We start from the raw sequence: 16,087 nt of genomic DNA, 5'->3' as shown, positions 1-16,087 counted from the left end.
AAGCAAGGGGATGATGTGCGTATCTTGCCGGCGCTGCCGCCCATGCCCGATCGGGCGCGCGGGCAGGGTGGCCCTCGCGGAACGGCGCGCTATATGGGATGTAAAGGCGCTCGCTGTCGGAGCAGCCGGTTCAAGGAGAGCGTTGCTTGCAGGCCCTCGAATATTTTCCAAGCCTGACCGCCATGTTTTTCACCCGCGCCATGGAGCGCGGCGAGCGGCCGTTCCTGTGGGCCAAGCAGGGCGAGCAATGGCAGCCAATCAGCTGGATGGAGACCGCCCGCCGGGTCGCCTCAATGGCAAAGGCGCTCAAGGCGCTGGGCGTCGCGCCGGGCGACCGGGTGATGCTGGTCTGTGAGAACCGGCCGGAATTCTGCATTGCCGATTTGGCGATCATGGCGGCGGGCGCCATCACCGTGCCGACCTACACCACCAACACCACGCGCGATCATGAGCATATCATCGGCAATAGCGGCGCGCGGGCGGTGATCTTCTCGACCGCGAAGATCGGCTCTGCCCTGCTGCCCGCCGTCGTGCGCTCGCGGATCGAGTTCGCGATCAGCATCGAGCCGATCAAGTCGATGCAGAACTCGGCTGTGCAGATCTGCGACTGGGCGACGCTCATCGCCGAGCATCCGGCCGACCCTGTCGCCTGCGCCGCCGAGCAGACGGCCACGCGCGATGACATTGCCTGCCTGATCTACACCAGCGGAACCGGCGGGGCACCGCGCGGGGTGATCCAGCATCACGGCGCGATCCTTTGCAATGTGGAGGGCTGTGTCGACATCATTGCCGGTGATTTCGGCTGGGACGACGAGGTGTTCCTCTCCTTCCTGCCGATCAGCCATGCCTATGAGCATTCGGGCGGGCAGTTCCTGCCGATCGGGCTGGGCGGGCAGATCTATTATGCCGAGAGCCTGGAAAAGCTGGCCAGCAATATTGCCGAAACCCGACCGACCATCATGGTGGTCGTGCCGCGCTTGTTCGAGCTGCTGAAAACCCGCGTCACCAAGGCGGTGGAGAAACAGGGCAAATTTCCTTCCATGCTGCTGGAGCAGACGCTGCGGCTGGGCGCCAAGCGGGCGGAAAGGGGCGGCACGCTGGCCTTGTGGGACAAGCCGCTCGAGGCCGTGCTCAACCGGACGATCAATCCCAAAATCCAGGCCCGGTTCGGCGGCCGCATGAAGGCACTGGTCTCCGGCGGTGCGCCGCTCAATCCGGAGGTGGGGACCTTTTTCCAGTCGTTCGGCCTCACCTTGCTGCAAGGCTATGGCCAGACGGAGTCAGGACCGGTCGTGAGCTGCAATCGTCCCTCGGTCGGGCTGCGGATGGACACGGTGGGGCCGCCGCTCAAGCATGTGGAGGTGCGCATTGCCGAGGATGGCGAAATCCTCGTGCGCGGCGAGCTGGTGATGAAGGGCTATTGGAACAACCCGGCGGAAACCGCGCGGGCCATCCAGGATGGCTGGCTGCACACCGGTGATATCGGCCGGTTCGACGATGTCGGGCGGTTGATGATCACGGACCGCAAGAAGGACCTGATCGTCAATGACAAGGGCGACAATGTCGCACCGGCCAAGCTGGAGGGAATGCTGACCCTGCAGCCGGAAATAGGGCAGGTGATGGTGCATGGCGACCGGCGCCCGCACATCGTGGCGCTGATCGTGCCCGATCCGGACTGGCTCAAGGCATGGGCGCAGACGCAGGGCAAGCCGGCCGATCTTGAGGCCTTGCGTGAGGACCCTGCGTTGCACGGGGCGATCAGGGCCGCGGTCGATCGCGTCAATATCGACCTGTCCGTGATCGAGAAGGTGCGGCGCTTTGCGTTGGCGGACGAGCCGTTCACGATCGACAATGAGATGCTGACGCCCAAGCAGTCGATCCGCCGCCACGTGATCCGCGCACGCTATCAGGCGCGGCTGGACGCGCTTTACAAGGCGTGACGGCTGGCCGGCGTGTTACTTGCCGGGCGTGCGGTAGGGAATGAAATCGCCCAGCGCGCAGCTGCCCGTCATCGCGCCCGAGGGCAGGTTCACCACGCGGGCGATGTCGCCCCGGCAATATTGCGATGAACTCATGCGGTTCATCACCAGCGTGTCGCCGCGCGAGATGCCGTTGCAACTCCCCTGCAGGCGGTTGAGATAGACCTGATCCTTGCTGACCACATAGACCAGCGTGTTATCGCCGATGGACCGCAGGCGGCTGCTATCGAACGAGGTCACGCAGGAGACGGGCTCGCCCGCCGTCTTGCCCTCCAGCAGGCGCTCCAGCTCCTGCGTTTCGCGTTCGCTGAGCCTTGGTTCGGGGGCGGGACCCGCCGTCGCGCAGGCGGCTAGCGGCAGGACCGCCAATGAGAGACACAATCTGTTCATCATCTCCGCTCCTCTCGCGTCCGTCTGTCTCGCGAAACTAGCAGATTTCCGGCTGTCTCGCATCTTGTATGACGGATACGAATGTGCGGGCCCTTGGTTGCGCAGGCCAGGACAGAGCGCCGTGGCCTCTATTGCCTACCCCCTGTCCTTGGCCGCGCGCCGGCTGGCCAGTTCCTCCACGCTTTGGGCGCGCATGAAGGGGTTGGTGGCGCGTTCCAGCGCGATCGTTGTGGGAACGGTGGCCTCGTCGCGCGCGCGCGCAGCTTCGACCTGCGCGAGGCGATCCGCGATGGCCGCATTCTGCGGTTCGGCCTGAAGGGCGAACTTGCCGTTGGAGAGCGTATATTCGTGCGCGCAATAGACCTGTGTGTCGTCGGGCAAAGCCTCGAAGCGACGCATATTGGCGTACATCTGCGCGGGCGTACCCTCGAACAGCCGGCCGCAGCCCATGGCGAACATCGTATCCCCCACGAAGATCATGACATCGTCAGCAAAGTGATAAGCGATGTGGCCGGCGGTGTGGGCCGGCACTTCCATCACCACCGCTTCATGGTCGCCCAGCCGTACCCGGTCGCCTTCGCGGGCCGGGCTGTCGACATGGGGGATTCTCGCCAGTTCGGCGGCGGGCGCCGTGACGGTGGCGCCGGTCGCGACCACGATGCCCGCATTCCCGCCGATATGATCGCCATGCCAGTGCGTATTCCAGATCTGGGTGATGGACCAGCCGCGCGCCTGCGCGGCGGCCAGCACCGGCTCGGCCACCGAGGGGTCGACGACCAGCGTCTCCCCGCTCGGCTTGTCATGGACCAGCCAGATGTAATTGTCCGACAGAACCGGAACACGCAGGATTTCGAGCGTGCTCACCATTCACCCGTGTTCGGCATCGACGCCCAGGGTTCGGCCGGGTCGAGGTGGCCATCCTGCAGCAGCTCAATGGAAATGCCATCGGGCGTGCGGACAAATGCCATATGGCCGTCCCGGGGCGGGCGGTTGATGGTCACGCCATTGTCCATGAGGCGCTGGCAGGTCTCGTAGATATTCTCGACCCGATAGGCGAGGTGGCCGAAATTGCGCCCGCCGCCATAGCTTTCGCCGGCGCTGCCGTCTTCCGGCGGCCAGTTGTAGGTCAGTTCCACCTGCGCATCCTCATCGCCCGGCGCGGCGACGAAAACGAGCGTGAAACGACCCTTCTCATTATCGAAGCGACGGACTTCCTTAAGGCCGAGCAATTCGAAAAAGCGCAAGGTTGCGTCGATGTCGGTCACGCGGATCATGGTGTGGAGATATTTGGGCATGGTGCAGCTCTTTCCTTTGGTCCCGCGTCAGCAACGGTTCAGCACAAGAGTGAGATTGGTCACCTCTCAAATAGGCGTCTCGCGGTCGCGGGAAAAGAGAGGAATGCGCACAATGGTTTGGCTGCAGGACATGAACAAGGTCGCTTTGGCAGGTGCGGTGGTACTCGCGGGCGGCATGATCACCGGTGGCTACCTGCTTGGGGATGGCCTGCGGCGTGCTCACGCGGCCGACCGGTCTGTCACGGTGCGGGGCCTTGCCGAGCGGAATGTGACCGCCGATCTTGCGACCTGGACCATCGCCTATTCCGCGACCGGCACCGACCTTGCCAGCGTGCGGGCCGATATCGAGGGCAATACGGCTGAACTGCGCGGCTACTTCAAGAGCCTCGGCTTCCCGGACACTGCGCTGACCGCGACCGGTGCCGGGGTCAATCAGTTCATCAACAATGGCGTGCCTAACATCACGATCACCCAGCGGATGCAGTTGCGCACGACCGATATCGAGCGGGCGCAAAAGGCAGTGGCCAACCAGTTCGATCTCGTCCGGCGCGGCGTCACGCTGCAGGAAGGCTCGGCGATGAGCTACAGCTTCACCAGGCTCAACGATATCAAGCCGGAGATGGTCGCCGCCGCGACCAAGGATGCGCGCTCCTCCGCAGAACAGTTCGCCAAGGATAGCGGCACTGGCGTGGGTGGCATCAAGAGCGCGACACAGGGCTATTTCTCCATCGAGCCGCGTGATGGCGAGACGTCCGGCGGTTATGGCGCGGCTGACACGCCGTTCAAGAAGGTGCGGGTCGTGACGACGGTGGACTTCTACCTCGATTGAGGTCGGCCGGACTCAGCCGGCCGCGTGATGCTTCACCGCCCGGTTTCGGTCCCTGTCGGAGCAGCGGCGGGGGCCGGATCGCCGTTCAGCTGGGCGAGATAATCGGTGGCCTGCCGGGCAATATCGCTATCGCGCGCAGCCAGTTCCTTGCTGCGGCTGAAGGCAGCGCGGGCGCCGGCATCATTGCCTGAGAGCGCCAGAATGATGCCCTGTTCCAGCGCAATGGCGGCATCGTTGCGGGCGCGGCTGGCGGCTTCCTCGATATGCAGGCGAGCCAAGGGCAGGTCGTCCATGCGCCGGGCCAGCGTGGCCGAGAGCAGCCATGCGAGCGGATCGGCGGCGGCCAGCACGATCGCCTGATCGAGATCGGCCCGGGCGCCGGGCAGATCCTTGGCAGCCACGCGGGCGCGGGCGCGATCCAGATAGATTTCTCCGGTCGCGAGCGTCTTGGGCAGGGGCCGGGAGAGCGCCGCGTCCAGCGCTCGCAGTGCGCGTGGCGTTTCCCCCGCGATCAGTGCCGCGTTGCCGGCCTGCGACCACAATCGCGCCTGCGTTACCGCGTCGAGGCCCTTGAAGGCCGCGCCATCCTCGAAAGCCTTTGCCGCATCACTCCAGCGCCCGGCCTGGCCGAGCGCATAGCCCCGGCATTGCGCGGCATAAGCGCCGCCATCGGTCTTTGCCCAGGTCTCCGCATCGGCAATGCCCTCGGAGGGGTTTGCGTTGGCGCGCTCCAGACAGGTGGCGAGGCGGGGCGCAATGGCGGGCGGGACGACGGCGGCCAGTTCCGTGCTGTCATTGCCGGCGCGTTCCCCCGGAACCTGCTCGATCCAGGGGCGCTGCTCTCTCTGCTCGGCCTCGGCGCGGCGCATCTCGTCTCGTCGCCGCAGCAGGGCCTCGATTTCGGGATCATGCTGGGGCACGCTCGCCTGAGCGAGCTGGGCGAGGGAAAGCGCGGCGGCAACGAGCATAGGCAGGGTCAGGACTCCACGAGGCGCGCGACAGTCGCGATCAGCAGGGCGATGTCCTGCGGGCGCGAGAGGCGATGATCGCCATCCTTGACGAGCAGCGTCTGCACATCGGCTGAACGAACCTGCTGCGCGATCCGCACGGCGATCTGCCAGGGGACGTCGGCATCGGCCTGTCCTTGCAGCAGGCGGATGGGGCACTCGATCGCGATTTCGCCATCGAGCAGCCGCAGCGCCTCGCCCGATTCCCAGAAGGCGCGTGTGGTGACATAGGGCTGGTCGCCATAAGGCGTAGGCTCGACCAACTTGCCCTCGCGCTGCAAGATCGCTTTTTGCGCAGCATCAAAGCCCCAATTGGTAAAATCCGGCGCGGCGGCGATGCCGACGAGGCCGGCGACGCGCGCGCCCAAATCGCGGGCGAGTAGCAGGGCCAGCCAGCCGCCCATGGAGGAGCCGACGAGGATGATCGGCCCGGCGGGGACGCAATGATCGATCACGGCGCGGGCATCGTCGCGCCAGCTGGCGAGTGTGCCGTCCTCGAACCGGCCTGCACTTTCGCCGCAGCCCGCATAGTCCAAACGGAGCATGGCGCGGCCTTGGGCGGCGGCCCAGTCGTCCAGCGCGAGCGCCTTGCTGCCCATCATGTCCGACATGTAGCCGGGGAGGAAGACGATGGTCGGCCCTGTGCCGGACCGGTGGCGATAGGCGAGGCGCAGGCCTGCGGCGTTGGGCAGGAAGGCGGGCGGTGCGCTGGTGGTGTCGTCAGTCATGACGCTGCCCTTATCAGAAAGGGAAGCGGCTGGCAGGTGCGACGTCCTTGTCATCCTTGCAGGCATTCACGAGGGCGCGCCATTCCGCCGGAGTCAGTGCGGCCTCATAGCGGTGGCCCTTGCGCGCAGAGGCCTCGAACGCCTTGCGCCGTTCGGCCGAAATGGGGTGCGACGCCATGAGATTGGCGGCGCGCTCGATCTGCTCCCCGCCCTCACCACCGCCGAGGCGTTTAAAGAAGGCGGCGGTGGGCAGGGGCGATATGTCGGCCTTTTGCAAGGCGCCGATGGAGTAGCTGTCCGCCGCCCGCTCGGCATCGCGACCATAGCTCAGGGACAGCAGGCCGTTGGCGGTGTTGCCGAGGTCACCGCCGAACCCGCCCAGCACGATGCTGAGGCCAAACTGGCGGATCAGCGCGGTCATCGTGTCGCGGTTGCGGACATGGCCGATCTCATGGGCGAGGATGCCAGCCACTTCATCGGGCGACTGGGCATCCTGAATGAGCTGGTCAAACAGCAGGATGTGGCCGCCGGGCAAGGCGACCGCATTGACCATCTTTACATTGGCGATGCCGATGCGGCGGATTGGTACATCCTCACCGAGCTTGCGCTGGAGCTTGTCGAGCGCGGCGCGGCTTTGGGGCGTCTGGCACAGGCGACCGCCGAAATCGCCGATCATGGCATCGCCGAGCCGTTGCTCCCAGCTGAGCGGAACATGCGGCGCGATCCAGTCGGGCGCGCGGAGGACGGCGTAGACGACGCCCGCCGCGATCACGGCGAAGAGCGCCAGTGCCCGCCACAGGCCGACACGGTCGATCCAGCGGCCATAACGTGCGGGGAGGGGCAGGTGGATCGCGAAGTCCTGCGGTGGCGCGCCGGTGAAGCCGAGCCGCCAGCCATGCTGCCCGCGCAGGCCATAAATGGAGCGCCCGCCGCTGCCATCGACCGGCACCAGATCGCCCCAGCGGTGCGGGCCGCTTTTGTTCAGACCCCAGCGGAGCGTGAACGTCTGCGCTGTCCATTCCAGAACCGGATGATGGCGCGTCGCGCTGGTGCCATCATAATGCCAGATGGTCTCGTCCGGGCCGGCCTGGGTCATGCGCGCGCTATGGAGCTAGATAGCGCCGATGTCGAACGCATCGGCAAGGCCCTCGCCCTGACCCGGCGCATTCGTGCTCGACTGGGTGAGAGATGAGAGGCTGATCTCGCCGCTGGCATCGAGATGGACGATGAAGAACTTCCAGTGCCGATAGGAGAGGAAGACGAGGCCGATGCCGAGCGTCAGCACCACCAGCGCGATGTCGCCGAGGATGAGCTTGAACCAGTCCTTGGTGCGGGCCGAAAAGTGGAAATCGAGCGTCGAAAGTGACAGGCTGCTCACCGCCACGCGGAAGAATTTGGCGTAATAGGCCAGCGCCACAAAGCCGATGATCGTATAGATCAGCAGCACCATCAGGATCATCGCCAGCACGAAGGCGAGGCCGGGTTGGGCCTGCGTCTCGGGATCGAAACCGCCAAGCATCGCAGCGCCGCCACCTGCAAAGATGAGTACGGCCATGACGGCAAAGATGATGAACGGCAGCAGGTAGAATAGCAGGAACCGGCGGAAGATTTGTCCGGGCATTGCCGCCGCGCGGAAGGGATGGGGGCCAAAGCTCATCGCGTTCCAGCGATCGTTCCACAGCGAGGTCATCGACCAGGGAATGAGCAGGCCGATCACCATCCACGCGACGATGTTGCGCCAGACATAGGACCAGCCATAGGCCCAACCCTTATCATTGCTGCCACCGCGAATGCCGTGCCACCAGGTGCGGCTGAGGCGATAGCGCAGCATCCGCATGCGCGCGACGCCGGCGAGATAGAAGATCACCATGAACGACGCGAGGCCCAGCACGCCGGCGAGCGGTGCCTGTCCGCGCAACACCATCGCCTGCATGCCGAAGTTGAGAAACAGAAAGGGGATGCCGAAAAGCACCAGCACGATGAGGAAGCCGATGAGCAGCTCAACGCCGGTGCCGGTCCATTCCAGCCGCTCGTCGATGAAGCGGGTGCGGCTCCATAGATAACGGCGCGTCCGCGTCGTTGCCCAGAAGCGATACACGCCCAGTGTCACGATGGTCAGCAGCAGATTGGTGAAGGCAATCGGGGCGTATTCCCGCCAGCTTCCTTCAAAACCGAATGCACGGTCGGTCTGGTCGTTCATTGGCAATGGTCCCCCGGCTATTGCGCGGGCGACCAGACACCGGATGCGGCTGAGCTGTCAAGTGACTGAGAAAAAAGGGCGGGGCGCGGAGAGGGGCGCCCCGCCCCGCACTCACAGGGCGAGGGAGACCGTGAGGCGTATGTCGCGCCCGGCGAGCGGGGCGTAATCCTTGAGCAGGCTGGCATGGCGCCGCGCCTCGACATCGAAGATGTTGTTGGCTTGCAGGGAGAAGGAAACCTGCTGGTTCGCGATGGCGGGTTTCCAGGTCAGCCCGGCGTTGACGAAGGTGTAGGCCGGCGTGACAGTCTCGCGCGCGCTTACCCGATCCTGGTTGAAGGCATGCTCAATCTCGCCGCGCGCAGACCATTCGCCCGCATCGAGCGTGGCACCGCCAAGCAGCCGCAGCGGCGGGATGCGCGGGACGGGCTCCCCGCTGTTAAGAGTCGCGCGCGTGAAGTCGGCGAGACCATCCAGGCGCAGTTCGGTGCGCCCGAAGCGCGCCGCGGTCCAGTCCGCCTGAATCTCCGCGCCATAATATTCCGCGCCGGATTGCAGATAGGCAAAGCAGGGGAATTCCAGCGAGGTCGCGCCGCTGGCCGCCAGACAGACGCTGTCATCGACGATGGAATCATAAATGAACCGATCGAACTTGTTGTAGAAGCCCGAGATGGTGAAGTGGAAGTCCTGGCCCCGCCCGTGCAGTGTGCCCTCGACGCCCCAGCCGCGTTCGGTGCCGAAGTTGGGGTTGCCCAGCTCAAAAGCCTGCGTGCCGGCATGGTTGCCGCGCGCGAAGAGTTCGTCTGCCGTGGGTGCGCGCTCGACCCGCGAGAGGTTGACGCCGACCCGCCAGTCTGTCGCGATGGCATAGCTCGCGCCGAGCGATCCCGACACCGTGTCGAAGTTGCGGCGATAGTCCGGCGAGCCGAGGTCGCTGTCCTGCGCCGCCTCGATGCGGTTGTGCTCGAACCGCGCGCCGGCCTCCAGCCGCACCTTGCCGAGATCGAGCGCCTGCAGGGTGAACAGGCCCCAGGTCTCGCTGTCGATAGCCGGCAGGAACTTCTCCTCGCCTTCGATGTGGCTCTTGCGCAGCAGCATCTGGCCGCCGATCGCGCCTTCCCATCCGCCGCGCCGCGCCTGTACGAGATCGAGCCGGGTTTCGAGGCCTTGCGTGAAGAAGCGGGTGTGAATGTCCTGCCCGTCGAGCGACATCTCGGCGTGCTCGTAATCGGCCCAGCCGGCGCGCAGGCGGATCTGGTCGAGCAATCCGCCGCCCACATTCACTTGCGCGCGCAGATCGGCACGGGTCTGTTTCATCTGGATTTTGACTTCCTCGGCGCCGTGCTCGTGCTCGCCTTCTTCGCCCTCGATCGCGCCTTCGTCCTCATGGTCCTCGTGGGTCACGTAGCGGATCGGCAGACCATAGGTGAATTGCGAGCGGCCGACCGAGAAGCCGATGGACCCGCCGGAATCGATGTAGTTGAGGCCGCCGGTGTAGCTCCAGCCTTCGATGGCGGAATTGGGGATGCGCCCGCGCAGCCCGGCGAGGTCGCGGATCTCGGCTTCGTCGCTTTCCAGCGCTTCGGCGCGCGGCTCGGCGCCAAGCACATAGCCGCCGCTGCGCAGATCGTCGGTTTCGATCCAGCTGCCATCGGCATGGAACACAAAGCCACCCCCCAGTGCAATGTCGGTCTTGCCGGCGAGCGATTTCTCGCGGGCGGCGCTGCCGAAGGTACCGGTGGCGGCCAGATCGAAGCCGCCCTCGGGCAGATGCGTAGGAATGCGCGTGTCGATGACGTTGACGACGCCGCCGACCGCGGACGAACCATAGAGCAACGCCGCAGGGCCGTGCAGCACCTCGATCCGGTCGGCGAGCAGCGGATTGATTGCGACGGCATGATCCGCCGAGGTGGCGGACGCGTCGAAGCTGCCGATCCCATCAGTGAGCAAACGGATGCGGTCGCCCGAGAAGCCGCGCAGGATCGGGCGGGAGGCGCCGGGGCCGAAGGACGTGGAAGAAACGCCCGGCTGCCGGGCCAGCGTCTCGCCCAGGCTCGGGCGGATGTCGCGGGCCAGTTCCTCGCCGGTGAGGACGGATGTGCCACCAAGCACATCGATATGCGAGCGCGGGATGATCGCGGTGACGACGATGTTTTCCGGCCGATCGTCATGGCCATGCGCTTCGCCGGTATCCGGCGGCGGCTGACGCTGCGCCAGAGCAGGGGCTGCGAACAGCGCGGCGCTGGAGAGAAGGGCGGAGAGGGCGGCGGTATGCGCGAGGCGCGGACGGAAATTGCTTTTCATATGATATAACGTAACGAGTGGAAAAATGCTGCGCAAGCGAAATATCGTTCGGCGTCGCTTCGTGCGAATTTTGACGCGGCAGCGGGGCGGCGCGCGTCAGGCGCGCCGAAGGCGTGGCATCCGAGAGGAACGACGTCGCTCGTGACCGAGCGGATCGCTCTTACCGCGTGCGGCTGGACCCGCCGCCTGCCGACTGAGCGGACGCAGCAACGCTTGAGGCATTGCTCGCTGCCATTTCCGTCGGCTCCGTCTTCGCAGGCTCAGGAAGGCCGGCGCGCAGGCGCTTGAGTTCGGCAAGGCGGCCCTTGAAGGCGCGCAGTTCGGCGCCGGCCAGTTGCGCTGTCTCGGTGAACTTCACGCTCGCCGGATTGATGGTGCGGCCATTGCGATAGAGTTCGTAGTGCAGGTGCGGCCCGGTGGAGAGGCCGGTCGAGCCGACATAACCGATGACCTGCCCGCGCTTGACGCGCTGACCAGCGGCGACGGCGATGCGGCTCATATGGCCGTAGCCAGAACCAAGGCTGCCACCATGCTCAATCTTGACGTACTTGCCATGGCCGCCGTGCCAACCGGAATAGGTCACCCGGCCGTCGCTCACCGCATAAATGGGTGTGCCGGTGCTGGCGGCGAAGTCGAGGCCGGCGTGCATCCGGCTATAGCCGAGGATCGGGTGCCTGCGCATGCCATAGCCGGAACTCTGCCGCCCGCTTACCGGACGGGCGAGAACACCGCGCCGCTCACCGACGCCGGATGCTTCGAACCACTGCGCGCGGCCGGCCTGCGTCCAGCGCAGCAGATTGATGTCCTTGCCGCGCTGCCGCTGCAGCCCTGCAAACAGCAGCTCTCCGGTCTCGCTTTCACCGGTCGCGGCGCGGCGATGGGCGACGATGATATCGAACGTATCGCCAGCCCGCAGGCCGTTGCCGACATTGACCTGCGCCGACAGCACCTTGAGATAGGCCTGGATCGTCGACGGATCGGCGCCGGCTGCGCGGGCAGAGCGGTAGAGGCTGTCACCCACCTGGCCGCGAATGCGCATTGGCGTGTTGTCCACAATGATGGGAATGCGGCGCAGCGTCAGCGCGCCATCCTGCCGGGTGATTTCCAGAGCCAGCTCGAGCTTCGCGCGGAGGGACAGATGATCCAGCGGGCGTGCGACATTGCGATTGGCGCGCCGCCCGAGCACGATGCGCACGCGGGTGCCGGGCGCGATCGTGGCAGGATCGACAGCCTGCCGGATCAGCGCCATCGCCGCGCTGGCGTCATTGCTGCTGATGCCAGCGCGCGCGAGGGTGTGAGCAAAGCTGTCGCCAGTGCCGACGGCGGCATCCAGCTCGATCTGCGGGCGCTCGGGCGTCTCGCGCAGCGGCGCGACCAGATCGGTCGGCCCCATGCGCTTGCCTGTATCGGCCCCGAGCGCCGAGGCGCTGATCATCTGCGAGCGATACTGGTCCAGCTGCTCGGTCGAGAGCGGCGCGGGTTGTGCGCCGGGGACGGTCAGAACGCCGGGCGCGGACATGACCATGATACCGCAGAGCGAAAAGCAGGTGATGAGACCGCGCCACCAGGTCCGGCTGCCGATGTTCTGGCCAAGATCGGGCGCGAGATCGACACGATGCGCCCAGTCCTGCACTCGCTCGCGCCAGTCGCCAGAACGGAGCGGTGCGAGCACCTTCGCCGGGCTGTTGAGCCAAAGCGTACCGGTGCCGGCGCCCTGCGTGGGGCTAAGCTCGATCTTCTGAAACACGAATTGATGCGCCCCTGACGGCTTCTGCCACGCTGTCGCGACTGCCAAACGTCGCGCTTTGTTTGTAAAGGCAGGGGGTTAAAGTCAAATAAAGACACAATATCGACCTGCGGCTTGCGGCGAGTTGTGCGCAATCGTCGGCTGGTTGCGGAACCATCCCTAATTCTTGTGCCGTCTGGATTGAGCCTTGCCGTGAGGCACGCCGCGCTCCATGTGTCAGACAATCATGTCGAGCTACGAGCCTGCAGCTCTCAAGGCGGTCCTGGGACCGACCAACACGGGCAAGACCCATCTGGCGATTGAGCGGATGTGCGGCCATTCGAGCGGGCTCATGGGGTTTCCGCTCCGCTTGCTGGCGCGTGAGGTTTACGAGCGCGTGGTGCGAATCAAGGGCGCCGATCAGGTCGCGCTGCTGACCGGCGAGGAACGAATCGCGCCGCCCGGCGCCCGTTATGTGCTGGCGACTGCCGAGGCAATGCCGGTTCGCGGCGGCTTCGGCGCCTTCTCAGACTTCGCGTTCGTGGCGGTGGATGAGATCCAGCTCGCCGCCGACCCTGAGCGCGGCCACATCTTCACCGACCGGATGCTGAATGCCCGTGGGCGCGAGGAGACAATGCTGCTCGGCTCGGCGAGCATGGCGCCGTTGGTGCGCACGCTGCTGCCCAAGGCGGAAATCGTGACGCGGCCGCGCTTCTCGACCCTGCGCTACAGCGGCCCGCAGAAGCTCTCACGCCTGCCGCGCCGCTGCGCTGTCGTCGCCTTCTCCGTCGAGGAGGTGTACCGCGTCGCCGAAATGTTGCGCCGGCATCGCGGGGGCGCGGCGATCGTCATGGGCGCGCTCAGCCCCGCGACGCGCAATGCGCAGGTCGCGATGTTCGAGGCCGGAGAGGTCGATTATCTGGTGGCCACCGATGCCATCGGCATGGGGCTTAATCTTAACGTCGATCACGTCGCCTTCGCGTCGCTCCGCAAGTTCGATGGGCGGCGGACACGCCGCCTGACCGTCTCCGAAATGGCGCAGATTGCCGGGCGCGCCGGGCGCCACCAGCGGGACGGGACATTCGGCGATGTCGGCGCGGCGGATGGCGAGCCGGCCTTTTCTGCCGAGGAGGTGGAGCGGATCGAGGAGCATCGCTTCGACCCCATCGAGCAGATTTTCTGGCGGGAAGCGGACCTGCCGATGGACGACATCGACACGCTGATCGAGGCGCTGCTGGATCGGCCGGAGCGTGCGGGGTTGCGCGCGGCGCCCGAAGCGATTGACCTGGCGGTGCTGCAATATCTCGCCGACCTGCCGGACGTGCGCGCACGGGCGCGGGGCCGGGGGCAGGTCGCGCGGCTCTGGGCGGCCTGTTCCGTGCCGGATTTCCAGAAGCTCGGCATCGAGCATCATGCGCGCACCGTCCACCGCCTGTGGACGTGGCTGAGCCAGGGCAGCGGCCATATTCCGCAAGACTGGTTCGCAGCCCAACTCGCCCGGCTGGACAATGTGCAGGGCGATGTCGATGCGCTGGCCGGGCGGATCGGTGCCGTGCGAATCTGGGCTTATGTCGCGCAGCGCGACGATTGGCTGGCCCAGCCTGTCGAGATGGCGGCGCGCGCGCGGGCGCTGGAAGAGCGGCTTTCCGACGCCTTGCACGGCGCATTGAAGCAGCGTTTCGTCGATCGGCGCGCCTCCGCCTTGCTTCGGCGCGGCGGTGATGCCAAGGCGTTTTTGTCAGTGGACGTCGATGGCGCAGGCAATGTAACAGTCGATGGTCACAGGATCGGCACGATGCGGGGCTTCCGCTTCATCGTCGATCCCTTGGCGAGAGCGAATGAGAAGCGGCTGCTGCTGGCCGCTGCCGAACGGAGACTGGGTGCGCATTTGAACGAGATGGCTCAGGCATTGCTGGCGGTGGACGATAAAGCGTTCACTCTCGCCAGCCCTCCCGGCGGTGATGCGCAGATCATCTGGAACGGGCACCCGGTCGCGACGTTGAAGGCAGGGCAGCGTCTGCTCGCGCCTGAAATGACGCTGGATGCGGGGCTCTCCAGCCTCGTCCCGGAAATTCAGCAGGGCGTGCGCGATCGGCTCGCGCTCTGGCTCAAGAATCAATTCGAGCGCCACATTCCGGCGCTGCTGAAGATGGAGGCCGGCTCCACGGACGCCGAACTGCCGGCGACCGTGCGCGCGGTGCTCGCGCAACTGGCGGATGCCGGCGGTATCGTGCCGCGCAACACGCTGGATGAGGCGCTCGGGCAGGTCGCCAAGGAAGACCGCACCCATTTGCGCAAGGCCGGCGTGGTGATCGGCGTCATGGATTTGTATCATCCGGGCCTGATGAAGCCGGCGGCGGCGCAATGGCGCATGGTGCTGCTCTCGCTGAAATCCGGCAAGCCGCTGGTGGCACTGCCCGCGCCGGGCGCGGTGCTGCTGCAGAGCGGTGGCGGCGAAGAGCGCAAGGCGAGTGCGCCGAGCGAGCCGGTGGAATCCAGCGACGTTGCAGCGCCGGCTGAGGCCGAAACCGAAGCATCCGCGGAGGCTCCGGCGCCGGTTGAGGCTCCGGCATCCGAAACGCCGGCAGTTGCTGAGGCGCCCGCACCTGCCAAGGTCGCCAAGCCTGTCGTGCCGATCGACGAGATTGGCGCGCGCATTGCCGGGTTCCGCAAGCTGGGCGAGGCCTGGCTGCGCATCGATATGGCCGAACGGCTGGCGCGCGGGGCGCATGAGGCGATTGCAGCCGGTAAGCCTTATGGCGCTGATGATCCAACGATCGTCTCCATTGGCCTGAATGAAGCGAGCTTCCTGGAACTGATGCGGCAGGCGGGTTTCCGCCCGGTGCCCGATGCGGCGGAAGGCGCGCCCAACTGGCAGTTCCGTGGCCGGCCCAAGCCGCGTCCGAAATTCGAGGGGCCGCGCAATCGCGGCGGCAATCGTCGTCCGGCCCAGCAGGGGCGGCAGGATCAGGATGGCCAGGCTCAAGCGGCCGGCGATGGCCCGCGCAACCGCCCGGATCGGCGCGGTAAGGCGGCCGAGGGTGGCCCGCGTCGTGAACGGGACAAGCGCCCGGATCGCGACAATCGTTCCGATCGCGGCCAACGGCCGGATCGTGGTCCGCGACCGGACCGTGATGGCGGAGGTCGCGAGCGGCCGATTGTCGCCACGGGCAAGGCGTTGGCGGGTCTTGGCGCCCTGTTTGGCCGAGAGGACTGACTTTCTGGCGAGGCAGCGGGATGAGGGTGCATCGACCGGGCACGGACCGAGCCTGCGCCTCGACAAATTCCTCTGGTTTGTGCGCCTGTCTCCCAGTCGTTCCAATGCGCAGGCGCTGGCAGAGCGCGGCATCGTGCGCATCAATGGCCGCCGGATCGAGCGGGCGCACGCGCCGGTGCGTGTGGGTGACCTGCTCACCTTGCCGCAGGGCAATGTCATTCGCGTGATCCGCGTGGAACATCTGCCGGAGCGGCGTGGCCCGGCCCCCGAGGCCCAGCTTTGCTACAGTGCGATCACGCCCGGCGCCGACCCGGATACGACGGTGATGCCCCGATAAAGTTAAGCTACGCGCAATCCTTGCCCTTGCCTGTTGACCCTGTGGCGGCGCGCGCATATCGCGATCAGCGAAAACCAA

Annotated in this window: 13 protein-coding genes; 4 read left to right on the top strand and 9 right to left on the bottom strand. The window is 66.1% G+C overall.

Translation table 11 applies throughout. The features are described 5' to 3' along the window. The first annotated feature begins 146 nt into the window (after positions 1 to 146). The gene (locus M2336_RS17325) at positions 147 to 1,940 is read left to right on the top strand and encodes an AMP-dependent synthetase/ligase (RefSeq protein ID WP_264573426.1); all 1,794 of its coding nucleotides are present in this window, start codon (positions 147 to 149) and stop codon (positions 1,938 to 1,940) included. A 15-nt stretch (positions 1,941 to 1,955) separates the two neighbouring features. Here the strand turns inward: M2336_RS17325 and M2336_RS17320 are convergent, their stop codons facing one another. The 3 genes from M2336_RS17320 to M2336_RS17310 form a co-directional block, all read right to left on the bottom strand. Next, complete coding sequence (locus tag M2336_RS17320) at positions 1,956 to 2,372, bottom strand: DUF6491 family protein (protein ID WP_264573425.1); 417 nt, start codon at positions 2,370 to 2,372, stop codon at positions 1,956 to 1,958. 132 nt (positions 2,373 to 2,504) lie between these two features. After that, positions 2,505 to 3,236: a hydroxyacylglutathione hydrolase gene (gene gloB, locus M2336_RS17315; RefSeq protein WP_264573424.1), complete on the bottom strand. Its 732-nt coding sequence runs from the start codon at positions 3,234 to 3,236 to the stop codon at positions 2,505 to 2,507. Further along, positions 3,230 to 3,664, bottom strand: coding sequence for a VOC family protein (locus tag M2336_RS17310; protein WP_264573423.1), 435 nt, complete (start codon positions 3,662 to 3,664; stop codon positions 3,230 to 3,232). Before M2336_RS17310 ends, gloB begins: the two co-directional genes overlap by 7 nt. A gap of 112 nt (positions 3,665 to 3,776) precedes the next feature. On the opposite strand from M2336_RS17310, the gene M2336_RS17305 reads away from it, so the two are divergent. Further along, positions 3,777 to 4,493: an SIMPL domain-containing protein gene (locus M2336_RS17305; RefSeq protein ID WP_264574915.1), complete on the top strand. Its 717-nt coding sequence runs from the start codon at positions 3,777 to 3,779 to the stop codon at positions 4,491 to 4,493. 32 nt (positions 4,494 to 4,525) lie between these two features. Here the strand turns inward: M2336_RS17305 and M2336_RS17300 are convergent, their stop codons facing one another. The 6 genes from M2336_RS17300 to M2336_RS17275 all read right to left on the bottom strand — a co-directional run bounded on the left by M2336_RS17300 (position 4,526) and on the right by M2336_RS17275 (position 12,476). Further along, positions 4,526 to 5,461 carry a hypothetical protein gene (locus M2336_RS17300; RefSeq protein WP_264573422.1) on the bottom strand — a complete coding sequence of 312 codons (936 nt, stop codon included), beginning with the start codon at positions 5,459 to 5,461 and terminating at the stop codon, positions 4,526 to 4,528. An 8-nt stretch (positions 5,462 to 5,469) separates the two neighbouring features. Further along, the gene (locus tag M2336_RS17295) at positions 5,470 to 6,228 is read right to left on the bottom strand and encodes an alpha/beta fold hydrolase (RefSeq protein ID WP_264573421.1); all 759 of its coding nucleotides are present in this window, start codon (positions 6,226 to 6,228) and stop codon (positions 5,470 to 5,472) included. Between the two features lie 13 nt (positions 6,229 to 6,241). Next, complete coding sequence (locus M2336_RS17290) at positions 6,242 to 7,324, bottom strand: M48 family metallopeptidase (RefSeq protein ID WP_264573420.1); 1,083 nt, start codon at positions 7,322 to 7,324, stop codon at positions 6,242 to 6,244. 15 nt (positions 7,325 to 7,339) lie between these two features. Next, complete coding sequence (locus M2336_RS17285) at positions 7,340 to 8,428, bottom strand: YjgN family protein (protein WP_264573419.1); 1,089 nt, start codon at positions 8,426 to 8,428, stop codon at positions 7,340 to 7,342. Between the two features lie 111 nt (positions 8,429 to 8,539). Further along, positions 8,540 to 10,729 carry a TonB-dependent receptor gene (locus M2336_RS17280; protein WP_264573418.1) on the bottom strand — a complete coding sequence of 730 codons (2,190 nt, stop codon included), beginning with the start codon at positions 10,727 to 10,729 and terminating at the stop codon, positions 8,540 to 8,542. Positions 10,730 to 10,889: 160 nt separating this feature from the next. Then, positions 10,890 to 12,476, bottom strand: coding sequence for a M23 family metallopeptidase (locus M2336_RS17275; RefSeq protein ID WP_264573417.1), 1,587 nt, complete (start codon positions 12,474 to 12,476; stop codon positions 10,890 to 10,892). Positions 12,477 to 12,702: 226 nt separating this feature from the next. On the opposite strand from M2336_RS17275, the gene M2336_RS17270 reads away from it, so the two are divergent. Together M2336_RS17270 and M2336_RS17265 are read left to right on the top strand one after the other, a co-directional pair. Beyond that, a complete protein-coding gene (locus M2336_RS17270; protein ID WP_413715981.1) occupies positions 12,703 to 15,672 on the top strand; it encodes a helicase-related protein in 2,970 nt (989 codons plus the stop codon). Continuing rightward, a complete protein-coding gene (locus tag M2336_RS17265; RefSeq protein WP_264573415.1) occupies positions 15,656 to 16,009 on the top strand; it encodes an RNA-binding S4 domain-containing protein in 354 nt (117 codons plus the stop codon). Before M2336_RS17270 ends, M2336_RS17265 begins: the two co-directional genes overlap by 17 nt. Positions 16,010 to 16,087 lie beyond the last annotated feature (78 nt).

It is taken from the genome of Sphingobium sp. B1D7B, assembly GCF_025961965.1.
GTDB lineage: Bacteria > Pseudomonadota > Alphaproteobacteria > Sphingomonadales > Sphingomonadaceae > Sphingobium.
This window is presented reverse-complemented; position numbering and strand designations above follow the sequence as displayed.

Bases quoted from the DNA above. Each gene is read 5' to 3' on its own strand.
- M2336_RS17290 (WP_264573420.1), bottom strand. From the start codon at position 7,324: ATGACCCAGGCCGGCCCGGACGAGACCATCTGGCATTATGATGGCACC.
- M2336_RS17285 (WP_264573419.1), bottom strand. From the start codon at position 8,428: ATGAACGACCAGACCGACCGTGCATTCGGTTTTGAAGGAAGCTGGCGG.
- M2336_RS17300 (WP_264573422.1), bottom strand. From the start codon at position 5,461: ATGCTCGTTGCCGCCGCGCTTTCCCTCGCCCAGCTCGCTCAGGCGAGC.
- M2336_RS17305 (WP_264574915.1), top strand. From the start codon at position 3,777: ATGGTTTGGCTGCAGGACATGAACAAGGTCGCTTTGGCAGGTGCGGTG.
- M2336_RS17295 (WP_264573421.1), bottom strand. From the start codon at position 6,228: ATGACTGACGACACCACCAGCGCACCGCCCGCCTTCCTGCCCAACGCC.
- M2336_RS17280 (WP_264573418.1), bottom strand. From the start codon at position 10,729: ATGAAAAGCAATTTCCGTCCGCGCCTCGCGCATACCGCCGCCCTCTCC.
- M2336_RS17320 (WP_264573425.1), bottom strand. From the start codon at position 2,372: ATGATGAACAGATTGTGTCTCTCATTGGCGGTCCTGCCGCTAGCCGCC.
- M2336_RS17310 (WP_264573423.1), bottom strand. From the start codon at position 3,664: ATGCCCAAATATCTCCACACCATGATCCGCGTGACCGACATCGACGCA.
- gloB (WP_264573424.1), bottom strand. From the start codon at position 3,236: ATGGTGAGCACGCTCGAAATCCTGCGTGTTCCGGTTCTGTCGGACAAT.
- M2336_RS17270 (WP_413715981.1), top strand. From the start codon at position 12,703: ATGTCGAGCTACGAGCCTGCAGCTCTCAAGGCGGTCCTGGGACCGACC.